Source organism: Neobacillus oceani (assembly GCF_046237595.1).
Taxonomy (GTDB): domain Bacteria; phylum Bacillota; class Bacilli; order Bacillales; family Cytobacillaceae; genus Bacillus_D; species Bacillus_D oceani.
This window is the reverse complement of the sequence record NZ_CP143543.1, coordinates 4,198,719-4,217,812: the sequence shown is the minus strand read 5'-3', so window position 1 is coordinate 4,217,812 and position 19,094 is coordinate 4,198,719. Positions and strand designations below refer to the sequence as shown.

Annotated in this window: 12 protein-coding genes and 1 pseudogene; 12 read left to right on the top strand and 1 reads right to left on the bottom strand. The window is 37.7% G+C overall.

The window, feature by feature from the left end; translation table 11 throughout:
* The first annotated feature begins 1 nt into the window (after position 1).
* The 10 genes and pseudogenes from wecB (at position 2) to V1499_RS21225 (ending at position 10,730) form a co-directional block, all read left to right on the top strand.
* Positions 2 to 1,126, top strand: a complete 1,125-nt coding sequence (gene wecB / locus V1499_RS21270) for a non-hydrolyzing UDP-N-acetylglucosamine 2-epimerase (protein ID WP_409272373.1) — start codon at positions 2 to 4, stop codon at positions 1,124 to 1,126.
* Positions 1,127 to 1,138: 12 nt separating this feature from the next.
* Complete coding sequence (locus V1499_RS21265; RefSeq protein ID WP_409272372.1) at positions 1,139 to 2,275, top strand: N-acetyl sugar amidotransferase; 1,137 nt, start codon at positions 1,139 to 1,141, stop codon at positions 2,273 to 2,275.
* An 11-nt stretch (positions 2,276 to 2,286) separates the two neighbouring features.
* On the top strand, positions 2,287 to 3,537 hold the full coding sequence (locus V1499_RS21260) for a glycosyltransferase (RefSeq protein WP_409272370.1): 1,251 nt from the start codon (positions 2,287 to 2,289) through the stop codon (positions 3,535 to 3,537).
* A gap of 128 nt (positions 3,538 to 3,665) precedes the next feature.
* Positions 3,666 to 4,874: a glycosyltransferase gene (locus tag V1499_RS21255; protein WP_409272368.1), complete on the top strand. Its 1,209-nt coding sequence runs from the start codon at positions 3,666 to 3,668 to the stop codon at positions 4,872 to 4,874.
* Between the two features lie 132 nt (positions 4,875 to 5,006).
* A complete protein-coding gene (locus V1499_RS21250; RefSeq protein ID WP_409272367.1) occupies positions 5,007 to 6,164 on the top strand; it encodes a glycosyltransferase in 1,158 nt (385 codons plus the stop codon).
* Positions 6,158 to 7,441 carry an O-antigen ligase family protein gene (locus V1499_RS21245; protein WP_409272366.1) on the top strand — a complete coding sequence of 428 codons (1,284 nt, stop codon included), beginning with the start codon at positions 6,158 to 6,160 and terminating at the stop codon, positions 7,439 to 7,441. Before V1499_RS21250 ends, V1499_RS21245 begins: the two co-directional genes overlap by 7 nt.
* Before the next feature lie 337 nt (positions 7,442 to 7,778).
* Complete coding sequence (locus tag V1499_RS21240) at positions 7,779 to 9,215, top strand: lipopolysaccharide biosynthesis protein (protein WP_409272364.1); 1,437 nt, start codon at positions 7,779 to 7,781, stop codon at positions 9,213 to 9,215.
* Positions 9,216 to 9,252: 37 nt separating this feature from the next.
* A pseudogene (locus V1499_RS21235) lies at positions 9,253 to 9,439 on the top strand (transposase); the annotation flags it as partial.
* A 622-nt stretch (positions 9,440 to 10,061) separates the two neighbouring features.
* The gene (locus V1499_RS21230; RefSeq protein ID WP_409272362.1) at positions 10,062 to 10,355 is read left to right on the top strand and encodes a hypothetical protein; all 294 of its coding nucleotides are present in this window, start codon (positions 10,062 to 10,064) and stop codon (positions 10,353 to 10,355) included.
* A 42-nt stretch (positions 10,356 to 10,397) separates the two neighbouring features.
* A complete protein-coding gene (locus tag V1499_RS21225) occupies positions 10,398 to 10,730 on the top strand; it encodes a hypothetical protein (protein WP_409272361.1) in 333 nt (110 codons plus the stop codon).
* 130 nt (positions 10,731 to 10,860) lie between these two features.
* Here the strand turns inward: V1499_RS21225 and V1499_RS21220 are convergent, their stop codons facing one another.
* A complete protein-coding gene (locus V1499_RS21220; protein ID WP_409272359.1) occupies positions 10,861 to 12,747 on the bottom strand; it encodes an LTA synthase family protein in 1,887 nt (628 codons plus the stop codon).
* 212 nt (positions 12,748 to 12,959) lie between these two features.
* Here V1499_RS21220 and V1499_RS21215 point away from each other — a divergent pair, with 212 nt between their 5' ends.
* Both V1499_RS21215 and V1499_RS21210 read left to right on the top strand, forming a co-directional pair.
* On the top strand, positions 12,960 to 14,810 hold the full coding sequence (locus V1499_RS21215; RefSeq protein WP_409272357.1) for a bifunctional metallophosphatase/5'-nucleotidase: 1,851 nt from the start codon (positions 12,960 to 12,962) through the stop codon (positions 14,808 to 14,810).
* Between the two features lie 248 nt (positions 14,811 to 15,058).
* Positions 15,059 to 18,547, top strand: a complete 3,489-nt coding sequence (locus V1499_RS21210) for a S8 family peptidase (RefSeq protein ID WP_409272355.1) — start codon at positions 15,059 to 15,061, stop codon at positions 18,545 to 18,547.
* The last annotated feature ends 547 nt before the right edge of the window (positions 18,548 to 19,094 follow it).

Below are 19,094 nucleotides of genomic sequence, written 5' to 3'. Positions count from 1 at the left end.
AATGAAAAAACTAAAAGTCATGACAGTTGTGGGAACCAGGCCGGAAATCATCAGGCTATCGGCTGTTATAAATAAATTGGAAGCATCGAATGCAATAGATCATACACTTGTCCATACAGGGCAGAACTATGACTACGAATTAAATGAAGTTTTCTTTAATGACTTCAATCTAAAAAAACCCGATTATTTTCTTGATGCTGCTACTGGATCTGCAATTGAAACGGTTGGGAATATTTTAATTAAAATTGATCCAATACTTGAAGAGGTAAAACCAGATGCTTTTTTAGTGTTGGGAGATACGAATAGCTGCTTATGTGCTATTGCGGCAAAAAGAAAGCAAATTCCAATCTTTCACATGGAAGCTGGAAATAGATGCTTTGACCAAAGAGTGCCAGAAGAAACAAATAGAAAAATTGTTGATCATATAGCGGATATCAACTTAACATACAGTGATATTGCTAGAGAATATTTACTTAGAGAAGGTCTTCCGGCTGATAGAATTATCAAGACTGGCAGCCCAATGTTTGAGGTATTAAATTCCAGAAAAAATTCGATTGAAGAATCAAATGTATTAGAAAGATTACAACTTACAGAAGGAAATTTCTTCGTTATATCAGCTCATAGGGAAGAAAATATAAGTTCGGAAACTAATTTCCTTGATTTAGTTGGCAGTTTAAATGCTATTGCGGAAAAGTACGACATGCCAGTAATTGTAAGTACGCATCCACGAACAAAAAAAATGATTGAAGCTAAAGGCATCGAATTTAATCCACTTGTAAAGACTTTGAAACCATTAGGATTCAACGATTATGTGAAACTTCAAATAAAAGCTAAAGCAGTACTTAGTGATAGTGGTACGATCAGTGAGGAATCCTCAATTCTAGGTTTTAAAGCTCTAAATATTAGACAAGCCCATGAAAGACCTGAAGCAATGGAAGAAGCATCGGTTATGATGACGGGGTTGAAAAGCGAAAGAATTTTACAAGGGTTAGAGATATTAGAAACGCAAGAATCTGATACATTGAGAACTGTTTCTGATTATAGCATGCCAAACGTTTCTGATAAGGTACTAAGAATAATACTGTCTTATACAGATTATATAAATAGGGTGGTCTGGAGTAAGTAAGGAGAGCGAAAAATGGAAAAGCGCGAATATCAAATTTGTACGAACTGTATGATGGATACGACTGATAGTAAAATTGTTTTTGATGAAAAAGGTGTTTGTGATTATTGTAATAGCTATTATAATGACATCTTGCCGCACTGGCAGCCAAATAGGACTAATGATGCAGAACTAGAAAGAATCTCAAAAGAGATTCGTGAAGCAGGCAAAGGAAAAAAATATGATTGTATCATTGGATTCAGTGGTGGTACTGATAGTTCATACCTGGCTTACATCGCTAAAGAAAAAATGGGTTTAAGACCATTGCTCTATTCGGTTGACACTGGATGGAATTTAGATGTAGCTGTAGAAAATATGGAGAGACTTGTTAAAGCATTGGATTTGGATTTGTATACGGAAACGGTTAATTGGGAGGAAATGAAAGATCTGCAGCTTGCTTTTTTTAAGTCTCAAGTTGCATATCAGGATCTTCCTCAAGATCATGTAATATTTGCTGGGTTATACAATTATGCAGTCAAGCATGGAATTAAATATGTCTTAACAGGATCTAATATTGCAACCGAAGCTGTTAGACCGCCCATCGAATGGGTACATCTTAACGACTTAACATTAATAAAAGACATCCACAATAAATTTGGAACGCTTAATTTAAAGACACTTCCAATGTGCGGCATGTTTAAGTATAGATTGAACTATGCTTACATTAAGGGAATGAAACGTGTAGCTCCTTTAGATATTATTCATTATGATAAAGATGCAGCCGAAAAGGAATTGTATGACAAATTTGGCTGGCAAAAATATGAGAATAAGCATTATGAAAATATCTTTACGAGGTTTTATGAGGGATATTATTTACCAAAGAAATTCGGATATGACAAAAGAAAATCATACTTTTCTAATTTAATTTTAACTGGGCAAATGACAAGGGAAGAAGCATTGCAAAAGCTGGCAGAGTCACCTTATGACGAAGAGGTTATGCAAGAAGATAAGGAATATATCGCAAGTAAGTTAGGTATCTCCAAATCCGAATTCGAAGAAATAATTAACGGTGAAAACAAGACCTATAAAGATTATAAAAATTCTTTAGGGTTGATTGAACTTTCGATTAAAATAGCGAGAAAATTGGGAGTGGAAAAACGGAATTTTCGATAATAAGGTTATGGATGATAAATATAATTATGCGTAGTGCAGGGGATGAAGAATTAGTGAGAGTATTACTGATAGATGTAAATTTTAAAAATAGCAGTACTGGAAAGATCGTATACGATTTGTATGACTCACTTAATAGAAAGGGACATACTGTAGCAGTCTGTTACGGTAGAGGCCCAATTGCAGATGAACCTGGCGTATATAAATTTAGTAGCAATTTGGAAGTATATGCTCATGCATTTCTTACAAGAGTAACAGGTCTTACAGGAAATTATTCTTATTTTGCAACGAAAAAGTTAATCAGATTTATGGAAGAGTTTAAGCCTGATGTTGTTCATATACATGAACTTCATGCTTATTTTGTGAATTATGCACCGGTGATAAATTACTTAAAAGAAAAAAATATTAAAACTGTATGGACCTTTCATTGTGAATTTATGTACACAGGAAAATGTGGGTATGCATACGATTGTGATAAATGGAAGACAGAATGTGGGAAATGCCCGCGGTTGAAAGAATACCCTTCAAGTATGTATTTTGATTTTACGAGGAAAATGTTTAATGAAAAGAAAAAACTGTTTGAGGGATTTGATAACCTTTCAATTGTAACACCGTCAAAATGGTTAGCAGATAGAGTAAAAGCATCCTTTTTAAAGGACAAAGATGTACACGTTGTACATAACGGAATTGATACAGAGAAAGTATTTTATCCTAGAACTTATAAACATCTTAAAAAAAAGCATAATATTACAGATGAAAAGATAGTTCTTGCAGTAGCTCCTGATTTAATGTCTTCTCGTAAAGGCGGCCGTTGGGTTTTAGAATTAGCAGAAAAAATTAAGAACACAAAAATTAAGTTCATATTAATAGGTGTCAAAGATCTTAGTGAAAGTTTCGGGGAGAATATTATAGCCCTAGGCAAAACAAATAATCAAAATGAACTTGCAGAGTATTATTCAATGGCTGATGTTTTTATTATTTGTAGTGAGAGGGAAAATTTCCCAACTACGTGTATTGAAGCAATTTCTTGTGGAACCCCAGTAATTGGCTTTGATGAGGGGGGTACAAAAGAAACTGCTCCAGACGGATATGGAGTTTTTGTTCCATATGGGGATATAAACCAGCTTGAAAGTAAACTAATTACCGCCTTAGCAGATAATACGTACTTTAAATCCATTAATGAATGTGCAGAATATGGGTTTAATAATTATTCAAAATTAGTTATGTGTGAGAAATATTCTAAAATTTATCATGGGAATTATTAAAGGATTTTCCTTTTAAAAAAAATTTTTTTCTAGGTGCTATACCAACTATTGTGATTTTTAACAGAGAATTCTAAATAGGGGAATTCTTCTAGAATGAGCTCTACCACTACAATACGAGGACTGATACAATGAAAATTGTTCATATCGAGGATTACTTTCATCCTAATGCAGGATATCAATTAAATATATTAAGTAAATTTATGTCAAAACAAGGACATGACGTGACAATTATTACAGCGGAAATGGAAAAAATGCCGAATTTCTTAACTCAATTTTTTGGTAAAGAAAATATTGAGGAATATGATCAGAAATTCACAAAACAAACAGGAGTTAAAATTATCAGACTTCCAATTAAAGCCTTTATTAGTGGAAGGGCTATATTTGGGAAAAGTATATTTGAAAGAGTTGAGTCTCTTTCCCCAGATATTTTATATATACATGGTAATGATACTTACATCGGAATGCTATATTTACTTAAATTGAAAACATTAAAATACCCTATTATTATGGATAATCATATGGTAGAAATGTCTTCGGTTAATCCATTTAGAAAGATTTATAGAGTTTTTTATAAATCAGTGATAGCACCAATAGTAAAAAAGCATGAAATTAAAGTTATTAGAACAGTAAATGATGATTATGTTGAAAAATGTTTGGGAATCCCGTTAACTCAATGTCCATTTGTATCTTTTGGATCCGATACATTATTATTTTATCCAAATAATTCTGTTAGAGAAGATTTTAGAAAAGAGTATTCAATATCAGAAGAAGATTTTGTTGTGGTGTATACAGGGAAACTTGATGAAACAAAAGGTGGGAAATTTTTAGCAGAAGCATTTAAAAAGAAATTTATCAATAAGAAGAATAAAAATATAGTTCTAATAATAGTTGGAAATTCAAATGGAACAGAACAATATATAAATGAAATGGAAGAAATATTCCAGTCATCTGAAAATAAAATTTTACGTTTTCCAACACAAAAATATAACGAACTGCCTAAATTTTATCAATCGGCAGATTTGTCAGTTTTTCCTAAAGAATGTAGTCTGAGTTTTTATGATGCACAAGCTTGTGCATTACCAGTATTATCTGAGGATAATGCAATTAATATTGAAAGGTTGAAATTTAATAATGGATACAATTTTAAAGCTAATGATGTTAATGATTTTAGAGAGAAAATATTAATGTGTATAGAAATGGATAAAGGTGAATATGAAAAACTGCGGGAAAATGCCTATAACTATGTTAAACAAAACTATAATTATGAAGATATATCAAATCAAATCACAGATATATTAATTGAAGAATATAATAGATTTAACCTCCAAAAGTATTAATTTTCTTAGATTAAAACGTACGATCTGATATGTTGATAATTTGGAATTTATTATTTCCCTTTTTTCAGTTGAAGTTTTAAAAATATAATTGCTAAATTTTAAAAAACAAAATTGAGGGGGCCAATTAAACCTGTGAATATCCTAATAATACCCTCTTGGTATTCAAGTAAGAACAATTCAATAAAAGGTTCATTTTTTAGGGAACAAGCAATAGCTTTAAAAAAAGCGGGACATCACGTAATAATTTTGAATGCTACCTATAAAGATAGAACTGGATATTTTGACTCTGACAACTATAAGTTAAGAAAATACTATGATGAGGGTGTTTTAGTATATTCATATGTAACACCTGCATTTGGTATAACAAGAACAAAAAGAATAATGTTTAATCATTTTTTAAGACGATTAGAGAGACTATTTCGAAAAATACAAGCTGATGGTGAACAGGTAGACGTAATACATGCTCATTCTTTTATTCCGGCAGGATACGGCGCTAGTGTGATAGGAAAGAAACATAATATACCAGTTGTGATCACAGAACATGCAAGCAGTATTATTAATAAAAGTCTGTCTGCTATAGAAGTCTCTTATTTTAAAAAAAGTATAGAGTTATCCAATGCCATTATTTGTGTTGGAGAGGGACTGAAACAAAGTATTATCGAATTAACAGGTACAAAAAAATATATAGAGGTAATCCCCAACATTGTTTCTCCACTATTTCAGTTTAAACATAGGAATAGAATAAATAATGAGTTTACATTTTGCAGCGTTGGCAATCTAAATATTGGAAAGAGGTTTGGACCAACTATATCTGCTTTTACAAGTGCTTTCAAAGGAAACAGTCAAATTAAATTAAAAATTATTGGAGAAGGGGAACAGTATACTAAGTTGAAAAACCAGATTGATAGTCTTGGTATGAGGGATCAAATATCATTGCTTGGAGTATTGCCTAGAGAAAAAGTAGCGTATCATATGCAAAATAGTGATGCGTTTGTACTAGCTAGTGCTTTTGAAACCTTTGGAGTTGTATATATTGAGGCTTTGGCTTGTGGTAAACCAGTTATAGGTACTCGAAACGGAGGAGCCGATAGCATAATAAATCAAGAAAACGGTATATTAATTGATGTAGATAATGAAAATCAATTAACTGAAGCAATGAGAGAAATGGTTGGAAATTATGATAAGTATAAAAAAGAGGAAATTAGCGCCATAACAATAAAGAAATACGGAGAAAAATCAATAACTAACAAATTGAATGTTATTTATGAAGGGTGTATTCAACGATGCTGAAAGGACGTTTTACAAAAAAAAAGGGGATTACTGAAAATAATAAAGCGAGTAATGTTAGTGAGGAATCTGTAAAGCGTACCCGTACCCTCTACGCCTTATTTTTTTTGGTTATAACGAGTTGTTTAGGTGAAGCCTTTAATATTTTTGGAATAAAATTATCTTGGATAGTTGCTATAATTACTATTTTATTTTTTATATTTGAGAATAAAAATAAAAAAATCAGATTCTCAACATGTGACATTAAAAAATATGTCTATTTTTTTATCATCTGGTTTGGCTATGCAACACTACAGATGCCGTTCATTTTAAACAATGATTATGCAATTTCTAGTTATTTATCTTTAATTGTAAATATATTTATTGTTATCATATTGGCGTTAAATATTCATAGTATTGAAGATTTAGTTTTTATAAATAAAGGATTAATCGTTGCTTTGGTAATACACTTAAGTATCGCTATTTGGGAAATCACTACAGGTAATCATATTGTAGATTTAAGTCCTGAAGACTTTTTGTTTTATTATTATAAACCAGTAAGTGTATTTGTTAACGGTAATGATTTAGCAACATTTATTTGTTTTGGCATTGTATCTCTGCTTCTAAATTACGCTATTACAAAGGCGAATAGATTAATAACGTTTACTTTAATAATAATATCAATAATGGTGCTTATTAACATAAATGCAAGAGCCCCAATATATGGTATGCTGATATATGTTCTCTGTTTTATTTCTTTATATATATTGTTCAAAATATATAAAAATAATAAGTTAGCTTTTAAGGTCGTAACTTCTATGATTTTATCATTTTTCATAATTAGTATTATTACTTTACTTGCTAGCTTTTCGTCAGAGGAATTGGTATTTAAGATAAGTTCAGCTGGTAATTTAGAAAGTGACATATTAAGGTTAAATCTTATGAAAGCTGCAATTGAGGGATTTGTGAATTCAAACTTACTAGGTATGGGCCCAGGGCAAAGCATAAACTTGCTGGGAATAAATGTACATAATTTCTTCCTGGAGATAATGGCTGAGTACGGTTTAATTATTTTTGGGGGAATCCTAATGATATTTATACAATTACTAAAAGTCTTTAAGCAAAAATTACCTGAATTTTTAACTCTTTGTATAATGTCATTTCCTCCAGCATTTGCTCTAATTAGTATTGCTTCAAGTGGAGCTGTTAGGATCAGAGCTACGTGGATTATTATTACATTGCTTTATTTTGTTATAAGCTTGTATGAGAAAAAGAAAGAAGAATTTATAAAGGGAAATTAAAAAAAGATAAAACTCCTTAGGAATAATGGTGGTTCTATAAACGATCCAGTTATAACGAGGAATCTCTTTTCTAACCATTCAATACTGGCAATGATCTGTTGCTGATTATAGGAAACAAATGATATTTTATGGGAAATACCATTATGGACCAAGTTCGGAAACTCGGTATTAAGACATAATGAACATATAAGAAGCATCCATATAACTACTAAAGAACAAAAAAAGCACCTTTTTTCACTTAATCTACTGTAAACCGATTAATTAGCATCCCTGAACAAAGAATATCAAATCTTGCAGACGTATCAATTAAAAAAAATTCAGATAAGGATAATGAATTGTGCATTTTCTAAAAAAAATGTTTTCTTTCTCAATTGGAAACATTGCAGCTTTATTTATTGGAGTTATAAGTATACCCATTATTACAAGGCTCATCCCCCCGGCTGAATATGGTATAGCCAATCTATTTGTTACAGTAGGGAGTCTTCTAAGTATTATCTCATTAGCAGGTCTAGATCAAGCATTTGTTCGATTCTTCTATGAAACAAAGAAAATAGATTTATTAAAGAAATGTCTTATTGTAACTTTAACCATTACTTTAATCCTTTCGGTTTTTCTAGTGTTTTTTGATAGTAAATTTTCTAGATTGATTTCTCCGGACAGTTCCTTTTCGATACTATTAATTTTATATATTTTGACTTTAATGATTTTCCAATTTAGTGTATTAATTTTGCGAATGATGCAATATGGGTATCGATATTCTTTAATACAAGTACTTCAAAAAATATTTGATTTATTGTTTATTGTTTCCCTTGTATTTTTGTTTTCACCGGACAGATACGCTGTAATTATTGGAACAATTATCACATTTTCAATCCTTTCATTAATAACCTTATATCTATCTCGTCCTTTTTGGAAAATCAATGACAACGAAACACGAAAAATAAGTTATAAAGAACTTCTTAAATATTCTATTCCCCTATTGGGAGCTTCGTTTATGGCAATTTTATTTCAATCTACGGATAAGTTGCTATTAAATAAATGGGTATCTAATGAAGAATTGGGGATTTACACAGCTGCATTTAAATTAATAGCTATTCTCAATATTATTCAAAGTTCCTTTGCCGTAATATGGGCACCCGTTAGCATTGAAAATTACAAAAAAAATCCAGAAAACCGGGATTTTTTTAGTAAAATTTCTAAAATCATAACAATTACTATGATTATGGTTTGTATATTGGTTGTTTTGTTTAAAGATATAATTGTTTTGTTTTTGGGATCAGAATATCGAGAAGCTTCATCAATTATTGCATTTTTAACTTTAATGCCTGTTCTATACACTATGTCTGAAACAACTGTCCAAGGTGTTAACTTTGTTTTGAAATCCTATATTCATATTATAATATCGAGTGTTTCATTAATTTTAAATATTTTGTTATGTTTATTGTTTATTCCGCGCCTAGGAACTATAGGCGCAGCAGTGGCGCTCTGTTTGTCCTATTTTGTATTTTATTTGTTACGGACCTATTTTGGACTTAAATATTTTTACTTTAATATTAAAATATGGGAAACAATTATAATGTTAAGTCTCCTAATTTTTTGGATAAGTCTTGTGGTTTTTATTGGTAATAAGCTCATACTGTTCCTAGGAGGTTCATTTCTGGTCACATTACTATTTATTCTTTTTAAACAAGAAGTTTATGAAATTGGCACGTTTATGAAAATGAATTTTCATCTGATGAATTACAAGTATAAAAATAAAAATCACTCAGATTAGAGATGACGAACAAGGGACTTAGGGATTATTAAGGAGAATCAATGAGCTTGTTAATTTTTCCTTTGTCTATGAGGAACTTGGAGAAGTATTGTTTGGATAATGGCCGGAATGCAATCAATCCCATCCTTATGTTTAAATTCATTATGCTTAAAACCATTTACGACATTTCTGACGTTGATGTTGTAGAGCGGTCCAAATATGATATGTCTTTTAAATATTTCCTGGTCCTGTACGGGGGCATCTTTTTATGCCCATTGATACTGTAGCGGTTGTAATGCAACATATTATCCTTAATCTCTCGCTCAAGCTCTTTAAAGGTCTCACACGGTTTGATGATTTAGGCATCATCCTTAAAGTGGGAATACAAGTATTCCTGCGGTGCAGTAAAAAGATTAAATGAAAAACAGTGTAGTTTCCAAGCGCAGTACTCGATGATTTAGAGGCTGTTCTGGTACTTGGCCAAAAGAAAATGTGGGTTGACTCAAACGCTGAAGAGAGGCGTCGAATAAAATCGTGCTTATAATCCTTTACAGATAATGAAGGGAATTATTTTCTCTACAAATCTTTTCAAATGTAGTTATGGTTAAAAAGGCATTAGTGCCTTCACCCCCGGTTAACCTCCATACCTTATTTACAGATCCGGCCAATCGACATGTTTACGTAAATGGATTTTTGATTGGCAGTCTAACCAAGTTTGCACACAATAGAAAGAAAGGGAGTCCAGCTTGGTGGAGTAAACCAGCTAGAAAGTGCCATAATGGGAAGCTATATGGGGGTGCCTACCCAAAAGCAAGACTTATTGAAATTACTCCAAATGAATTATGGGATCAATCATCTATAAGAGAGATGATTGCCCTTGATAAGTACAGGCAGGAACGGATTACCGCAATGGCTGGCTACAACAATACGCACTTGTTTGCGGGGACATATGCCCAGGATTCCCTTAAGGGCGGCCTGCTGCTCAATTATAATGTGGCAACTGGGACCTACAAGGTACATGAAGACTATATAACAAACCAGAGCATCATCTCATTGCTTCAAGATGATCAATATATATACGGCGGGACTTCCATCCATTCGAATTACCAGCGTGACCAATTCAGTGCGAAGTTTTTCCGTTTTAACCCTGCTAATCCGTAAGAAAAGGAATTCTTTTTTCTTCCTGTCCGAGCAACAATGGTCATGTCCTTAATAAAGGGTCCGGACGGGGATATTTGGGGAGCTGCGGACGGGACGATTTTCTCCTATAATCCTAATCTGAATAAATTCAGGTCTGTTAAGCTGTTAAATGCCATTTCCGGAAGATTCAGCAATGCCAGGCTTATTGCCGGGAAAGATGGCTTTGTGTACGGAACGATGGAAGGCAGGCTTTTCAGAATCAATCCAGCTGATATGTCCTATAAAATCCTCCTAGAGAGCGGCGCATACGAAATTACGCAGGATGGCCGGGGGAATATCTATTACCGGAATTTCGCAAATCTTTACATGATTCCAGTTGAGAAACTAAACCAATAGTTAATTTGATACCAAAGTGGGAACGGGCATCAGTCATTACTGGTGCTCATTTTTTATAAAAAATAATAAGCAATGTAGATAATAGAGCGTTCTCCGCTAAACTTTGTGGAGAACGCTCCTTTTACATGAATTATTTGTTTTTCCCCGTTGCCCTCAAAGTGCCGGTATCAAATATTCTTCCAATATAATCATTTTCCAATAGAAGTGTTGAAATCCGAATATCCTTGTATACATCATCATAGCCTTCCCGGCATAGCTGGACATCGGTCTTTTTTCGGGTTCGGTTATCGATACAGATTCCTTTTTCAAATACTCCCTCATGTGAGGCGAGGTAATCATAATCGTCCGAAAAGAAGGAATAGCGGGTTGTTTCAAATGCGAAACCGGTAATCCTTTTATGGTTCGCATCAAGGGTCGTGCCAAGCTGGACAAGCTGATCATCAATCCCTAACAGGGCGGTAAGGGTGGGGTAGATATCCATCTGGCTTCCGGTTCCTCCATTCGCTACCGGTTCTGTCTGTCCAGGATGATGGATGATCAATGGGATGTTGAACCTTGTTTTTTGATTAAAGTTAATACCAAGGAGGCTACGGATTTCTTCTTGATCAGTCGGAAGCGGCCCGTAGTGGTCCCCGTAAACGACGAAAATCGAATCGTCCCAAATGTTTTCCTCTTTTAACTCGGCTATGAATTCACCAAGCGCTTCGTCAAAATAGCGGATGCTCTGCAAGTAATTGCCTGTTGAAGTTCCTTCCAACTTGGATGGAAGGGTTAGATATTGGTATTTTTCATCAAGAATGAATGGCCGGTGGCTCGTCAGTGAAACAATGAAATTAAAGAATGGCTTATTTTCCTTTTTGTACATCGCGGCCATTTGATGGAAAATGCTTTTATCCGAAATGCCAAGCCCGATAATTTCATCGTCCTTAAACTCCGGATGGCCCCGGTAGTAAAATTCGCCATATCCTTGGCTTTTATAGGCTGTTTGCCTGTTCCAGAATTCGGGCGTATTGCCGTGCGTTACACTTGTTGAATAGCCATACTGGTTCAGTACTTCGGGCAGGGATAGATACTGGTTATTTGGATATCCCTTATAGGCGCCGATATATCCGATCGGATAAAGGGAGTTGTTGGCGACGAACTCCGCATCGGATGTATTTCCCCTTCCAATCTGAAGGTACGTATTCGGGTAATAGTGGCTTTCACTGATTAGCTTGTTTAGGTTCGGGGTTACTTCCTCTCCTTCAACGAGCAATCCGATAGGGAACGTGTTCAGTGATTCAGCCTGTACCATGATGATATTTTTCCCGCTGAACTTTCCGAAATAGGGGGATGACTTTTGAATTTCCTGCCTGCTTTTGAACGTCTCCCGGATTTCTTCAATGCTTTTCTTTTGCACGAGGGCCTGTTTGAAATACGCTTTTTTATAGACGTTCCAGCCAATATCATATAGATGGGCTGGAATAATGCCGCCGCGTGAAATTTTATACTGATCGGAGTACGTAAATTTAAAGGCAGACAACGAGATTGTGAGAATGATAGCCAAGCCCGCCGACAGGAAGGCCAGTCCTTGCTTTTTCCACTGAACTGGCCGGGTTTTTTTTACAAAAAGGAAAAAGGCGACTGCTGCCAAAGGGACGTCAATCCAGTATAGGATATCCCACCCGCTAATCAATGAAATGATTGACGACCGGATATCCTTTAACTGCCCGACCTGAGCTAAGAGCTCGATACGGATAATCGCATTGTAGTATCGCTGGTACATGACATCGGCGTACAGCAATAGGCTGGCCAATGCGTATAAAGCACTGGCAGAAGCGATTGCAATAAACTTGCGTTTTATCAATAAAAGGCTCGCAACGATTGCTGCAAAACCAAGGGATGATAGATAAATAAGCGCGTATCTGGGCTCCAGGGCGGTTTCTTTTACAAAAAGGAGGGTTTTCCCGGTCCATGGCAGAGCGAGCAGCAGGCACAATAGAATCATAGAAGAATACTTTTTAAAAATGGTTAACAACAGCTACACTCCTCCAGCTATTAGACCAATAGCCCTATATAATAAGTTATTATAGCAGAAATCAGCCAATAAATTTACAGGAAATTTACAATTTTAATAAATGGGGATTTTTGTCGGAATAGTGTTAAGATTTACAAAAAAAGAGGGACTTTCCACTCATTTTTCGCTATAATTAGATTGTTTGAGAATACATACTTGTTAGGGGGAGCAGAATGAGAAACATGAAAAAAGGGCTAATCGCCCTTGTTTCAGCAGTGGTAGTCGGCTCAGGGTTTGGATTGAATTTTGCGGCTCCGGCTGAAACAGCTCAGGCAGCATCGAAGAAAATTACCATTCTTCACACGAACGACTCGCACGGCCGGGTCGAGGAGACATCCTCGGACGGGATGGGATTTGCGAAAATCTCGACTCTCGTTAAGCAATTCGAGGCACAAAACCCAAACACCCTGCTGCTAGATGCTGGGGATACATTCCACGGAACAACCTTTGCCACTTTGGAAAATGGCGATAGCGTTGCTAAGGTTTTGAATGCAGTCGGCTATGATGGAATGGCGGCCGGTAACCATGATTTCAACTATGGTTATCAGACCCTGTTGGATTTGACGAAGAAAGTCAATTTCCCGGTAATGTCAGCTAACGTACGCAAGAAAGCTGATAATTCCCTTATTCTGAAGCCATATGAAATTAAAGAAATTGATGGGATAAAGGTTGGGATTTTCGGCCTGTCAACCCCTGAAACACATTATAAGACTCACCCGAAAAACGTTGAAGGCCTTCAGTTCACAGATCCGGTAGCGGAAGCAAAGGCGATGGTTGCTGAGCTGAAATCGAAAAACGTCGATGTTATTGTTGCGGTTACGCACCTCGGTATTGACGCTTCAAGCACCGACACTTCAATCAAGGTTGCCAAGGGAGCCCCTGGAATTGACCTGATCGTTGACGGACACAGCCACTCGACACTTGTTGAAGGCTTGAAGGAATGCGATGACACCCTGATTGTAAGCGCGGGTGAATATACGAAAAACCTTGGAGTTGTTGAACTTACTTTTGAAGGGAATAAGCTTGTTGATAAAAAGGCCCGCCTGATAACGAAGGAACAGGCGAAAGAAGTTACGCCGGATCCTGCAATCTTGGATGTTATTAAAAACGTAAAGGATAGCCAGAAAGAAATCCTTTCCGAGGTAATTGGAGAAACGGGAGTTGTTCTGGACGGTGAGCGTGCCCAAGTGCGTGCGGGTGAAACAAACCTTGGCAACCTGATCACGGATGCAATGATTGATGTAACCGGTGCCGAAATCGCCATCACGAATGGCGGCGGTATACGAGCGTCTATTCCTGTAGGCAAAATTACAAAAGGCCATGTTATTACAGTACTTCCGTTCGGAAACTACATTGTAACGAAGAAGTTGACTGGCGCCCAGCTTAAGGCGGGTATTGAAAATGGCGTAGATTCTTACCCGGAGCCAAAAGGCGCATTCCCGCATATTGGCGGAATGTCTTTTGCAATCGATACTACTCGTGAAAAAGGCGATCGTGTCCATTCAATGAAGGTCAACGGCCAGCCAATGGATATGAATAAAGAATACCTTGTTGCGACAAATGACTTCATGGCAGCGGGCGGCGACGAATATACAAGCTTCAAGGACAGCCCGATTGTAAATGAGTTTCCTGCCCTTGATGAAGCGCTTATCAATTACATCGGCAAGCGGGGCGTCCTGAACAGGAAGGTTGAAGGGCGTATCGTAGCCAAGACAGTTGAAGAAGCAGAGAGAGAAGAAGAACTGCTGAACAGGCCTGTTCCGGTTGTATATTGGGACGGTACCCTCATGAAGAGGAACCAGATTGGCCGGATTTCTATTCTTCGCACGGTTAACCTAATGAAGTTTGATGCTGATGGCAATGCGGTAGTCGTCCGTGAGCTAAAGGCAGGCGAACGTTACCGTGTATACAGCTATAACGGAACATACGGCGTTGGGGCTGGCTACTTCATCAGTGACAATGGCGCAAACACTCGCTACGAAACTCCGTCCAAGTATAAACTAGCTCTTTTAAGAGCCAATTAATTATCTTATTAAAGGGACCGTCCCATTTGCTTGGGAGGTTCCTTTTTTTGTTTTTTGTTAATGGCAGAGGTCCTTTCGGGTTTCAAAAATAAATATTTAATTAATGAAACTATTTACCGTTTCGCGGAGTCTATATAAATAGTAAACTATGGAAATGGAGAGGTTTTTAACCAGAATGGGACTCTTGAACGGGATGCCCATTCTCCATTTCTTTTTATGGCAAGAAAAGATGAGAAAGTGGGGGTCCTATGAAAAACTGGTTTAGGAAATCTGGCCTTGTGGCAGTGGGTACAACCCTTGTAGCGGCAAGCCTGCTTACTGGCCCGGTCCATGCGACAACAGTGAAGTACAATGATTTTGCGTCCAGCCCGACCGGCTATGTCAGCCAGGCGCAAATGAAGATGCAACAAGATGGGGAGAAGGCGCTAAGCGACGATACACTCATCATCAGATTCAAAAAGCCATTGACCCTGAGTGAACACCGTTATGCAGGTGGGACGCCGGTTAAACAAATCGAAGGCTTGGATTATGCGGTTGTAAAGGTAAGAAATAAAAAAGATTTAGACAACGTAATCACCAGGTACAGGGAAAACACGAAAGTGGCTGCGGTTATGCCAAGCGCTTTGTACAGGCCACTTGGGATTGAAGACCCAAAAGCGGCGAGCCAGTATCACGTGGGTATGCTTAATCTTGCTAAGGCACAGTCTCTTGCGGGGAAATACCAGGTTACGGTTGCGGTCATCGACCAGGGGATTGACCCGAACCATCCTGATTTAAAAGGGAAATTGCTCCCGAGCTATAACACAGTGTCGCCAATGAACCAAGGCTCGCCAGACTTCCATGGGACGCATGTAGCAGGGATTATCGCGGCTGCAAAGGATAACGGGATTGGCGGATACGGCGTTAACCCCAATGCAAAAATTTTGCCAATCGACGTTTTTGACCGGGCTTGGGGGGCGTCCGATTTTGCGATCGCCGAGGGCATTCTTTATGCGATAAACAAAGGAGCGAAGGTTATTAATATGAGCCTTGGCGGTTCGATGCCTTCCCCATTGATTGAGGATGCAGTTAAAAAAGCACTTGAGAAAAACATTGTCGTTATTGCGGCAGCGGGTAATACGGGAAATGATATGCTAAGCTACCCGGCGGCCTATGAAGGTGTTATATCTGTAGGGAATGTCAACAGCCAGAAAAAGCTTTCTATGTCATCGTCCTACGGCCCTTCGGTTGATGTGGTTGCTCCAGGAGAGGATATTTACAGTACGATTTATGAATATGAACGAAAATCGAGCTACCGAAAACTGACTGGCACCTCGATGGCTGCCCCAATGGTCGCGGGAGTTGCTTCACTACTGTTATCAAAATATCCGATGCTGACTCCCTACCAGGTCGAGTATATTCTTGAGCATACTGCCGAGGACCTTGGCGAGAAGGGGTTTGACGTTAAATATGGAAACGGGCTTATTAACCCTGTTGCAGCACTGCAGTTCGACATGAAAAAACTCCCCGATATTATAAAGAAAACCTATACCGACAAGGAATTGCTGGAGAAATCTCAGCCTGTTTCACTCGGCAAGGAGACAAAGCTATCGGGTAATATTACCGCCGCCTATGAGGAGAAATGGTATAAGGCAGAGGTGAAGAAAGGCGACAATCTCCAGTTCATTCTTGATGGAGGATCGCATTTTGATTATAAATTGATGATCCACATGTATTCCGCTTCGGAAAAAATGATGATTGATGTCAATAAAGTACGTGAAGGAGTTAAGGAGGGAAAATTCTTCGAAGCTCCGTTCAGTGGGACCGTCCTTTTCGGGGTAAAAGAAGTGAATGGAAGCTATGATGATTCAGCAAGGGAAAGCGCAAAATTTAATCTTACCGTTCAAAAGCCCGACGATTTGCCGGAGGATGAATCTTCCCTAGATAAACCGATTGCAATCGAACTTCCATATGATAGCGGCAGCAAACCAATGTACTTAATTGGCAAAGATGGTGATGATGACTATTACAAGTTTTCCGTTAAAGAACCTCAGGCTGTGAGGATTGAGCTTTCGGGAGTGCCCGGCACGGATACGAGCATAAGCCTCTATCCCGCTGATATGTTCTTCCCGCCTGATTTTGATAAGCTGCCTGCAGAAGAGCAAAAAAGGATCCTTGATGCGTTGGCATCGGGAGAGATGAAGGCTGACCCAATGCTATACAGCAACAGGGGCGGACACGGTGCCGGGGAAAGCTTGAACTTTTCCGCCGTACCTGAAATGACGTATATTATCAAAGTTTCGAACAAAATTGATCCCAACTATTTTATGATGTACGATTTCTTTTTCAACCCCGGGCTGATGGCCAAAGATCAGGTTGCTGAGCCTTCGCTTGTTCCATATAAGCTGAAAGTGGAAGGTAAAGTCTTCCCGGGAGATGAGGATATGTTCCCGTTTATGGGCGGCGGTAAAGAGGAAACAGGCGGAAACCTAGACGAACAAAAAAAGGAAATGGATCCTGGCACATCTGAAGACGGAGAGGACGAATTCCTAAGGATGATCAAGGAGGGTTCCAAGCCATATGGGGTTGGCGACCAGGCTGGCGGCTACCTGCAAATGATGGAAGATGAGGACTGGTTCCAGACAACTCCTTCTGAAACAGGCATTTTCCAGTTTGCTTTTTCTGAAAAAGGCTTTACAGTGCCGATAATAAGTATTTACAAGATTATCGAGCTAAAGGATTATAACGGTAAACCATTTAAATACCTTGCCCAGATTGGTTCAAATATGACATGGGACTGGGCGGGGATCAGGATGGATTCATCCCTTTATACAGGGCTGCGAAAAGGCGAAACGTACTACATTAAAGTGAACTCGAATTATTACACTGGTGAAATGTCATTTGATCCATACCAGTTTACATCAAAACTATTGTTTGAAAACCCGGAGGACCAGTACGAAGACAATGATAAGCCGGAAAATGTACGCAACCTGCCGGCCGGGACAGTGGAAGGGAATTTTGCAATGCCGTTCGATCAGGATAATTTTTATTTCGAATCGAAGGCGGATGCAATATACGGCGTTACATTCGGAACGAAAGCAGTTGATCCTGCGGTTTATAGCAAGTATCCGAAAGAGCTGGTTAACCCGATTTTTGGGATGGTGGTTGTCGTAGAAGACACCAACAAAAACCGGAAGCTTGATGAAGAAGAAACAAGGAAGGCCCAGTACATTGACCGCGGCGCTTTTTCCGGCAATACGTATGGTTCATTCAAAGCTGGTAAGAACAAGAATTATATTCTTCTTGTAAGCGGCTATGTTGACGGCCCGGTTCCTCTTTCCCTTCTTCCGTATCAATTGAAAGTAGCCCCTGTGAATACAGTGGATGAAGACAAGGGGTCTGTTGTGAAGAACAACATTCCTTCAAAACCGCTTCAGCTTGCGGCAAATGGAAAGAATGGATTGAAGGCTACCGGTTACCTGAACGCCGGAGTTCCTTTTGGAGATGAAGATTGGTATGAGCTGAAGCTGGCTAAAGATTCGAAAGGGAAGATTGAATTTGCCGCCGGAATCGAAGTTGACAGTATCATCTCCCTTTATAAGGATGGGAAACTGGTCGCACAGGCGGATTATTATCCGGAAGGCGACGCGGAAGTCCTGAATTTCTCTTTGAAAAAAGGAACGTATCATATTAAAGTCAGGGACGCATTCGGAAACTCGACTTTAAACCCGTACACGTTGAAGGTAGAATTCAAGTAAAGGCTCACCAATTCAAATTGACAAATGGCCATCCCGGCGCCAGGGATGGCCTGTTTTTTGAGCCAGAAGTGATATGGAGAAAAAGCTTCCTGGGGTGGATACGGTTATTAAAAGGTGAACGAACTCCAGATTAGATTCGTGAAATTTCCAGTCCTTCATAATATGGGGAAGTTGCATGTAAATAGGTTTGTGTAACGTCCCTGTCATACTATTACGTTCATAAAACAGGGGAATCGGTTCATAAATTTCAAAATCGGTTCATAAAAGATCGAGCAAGGTTCATAAATAGCAAAATCCGGTTCATAAAAGCTAGCGCTTACCGGCGAATAATCAGGAATAAAGTTTCGAATCATGTAATCCGGTTTCAAGAGAAAAAATTAATAATTTCAATTAAATACCAAAAATGGATTTAATTTTTATAATGGTTTCACGAAAAGTTCAAAAAATGCCAGGTCCATTTACCCAAAAAATGACTAAAGTCCCTCTATACGGAAGAGGGACAACCTACTAAAATGAGGTGGTACAAAAAAGAAAAAGGGGAATGGGA

Bases quoted from the DNA above. Each gene is read 5' to 3' on its own strand.
- V1499_RS21210 (WP_409272355.1), top strand. From the start codon at position 15,059: ATGAAAAACTGGTTTAGGAAATCTGGCCTTGTGGCAGTGGGTACAACC.
- V1499_RS21215 (WP_409272357.1), top strand. From the start codon at position 12,960: ATGAGAAACATGAAAAAAGGGCTAATCGCCCTTGTTTCAGCAGTGGTA.
- V1499_RS21255 (WP_409272368.1), top strand. From the start codon at position 3,666: ATGAAAATTGTTCATATCGAGGATTACTTTCATCCTAATGCAGGATAT.
- V1499_RS21260 (WP_409272370.1), top strand. From the start codon at position 2,287: ATGATAAATATAATTATGCGTAGTGCAGGGGATGAAGAATTAGTGAGA.
- V1499_RS21225 (WP_409272361.1), top strand. From the start codon at position 10,398: ATGTCCTTAATAAAGGGTCCGGACGGGGATATTTGGGGAGCTGCGGAC.
- wecB (WP_409272373.1), top strand. From the start codon at position 2: ATGAAAAAACTAAAAGTCATGACAGTTGTGGGAACCAGGCCGGAAATC.
- V1499_RS21230 (WP_409272362.1), top strand. From the start codon at position 10,062: ATGATTGCCCTTGATAAGTACAGGCAGGAACGGATTACCGCAATGGCT.
- V1499_RS21245 (WP_409272366.1), top strand. From the start codon at position 6,158: ATGCTGAAAGGACGTTTTACAAAAAAAAAGGGGATTACTGAAAATAAT.
- V1499_RS21265 (WP_409272372.1), top strand. From the start codon at position 1,139: ATGGAAAAGCGCGAATATCAAATTTGTACGAACTGTATGATGGATACG.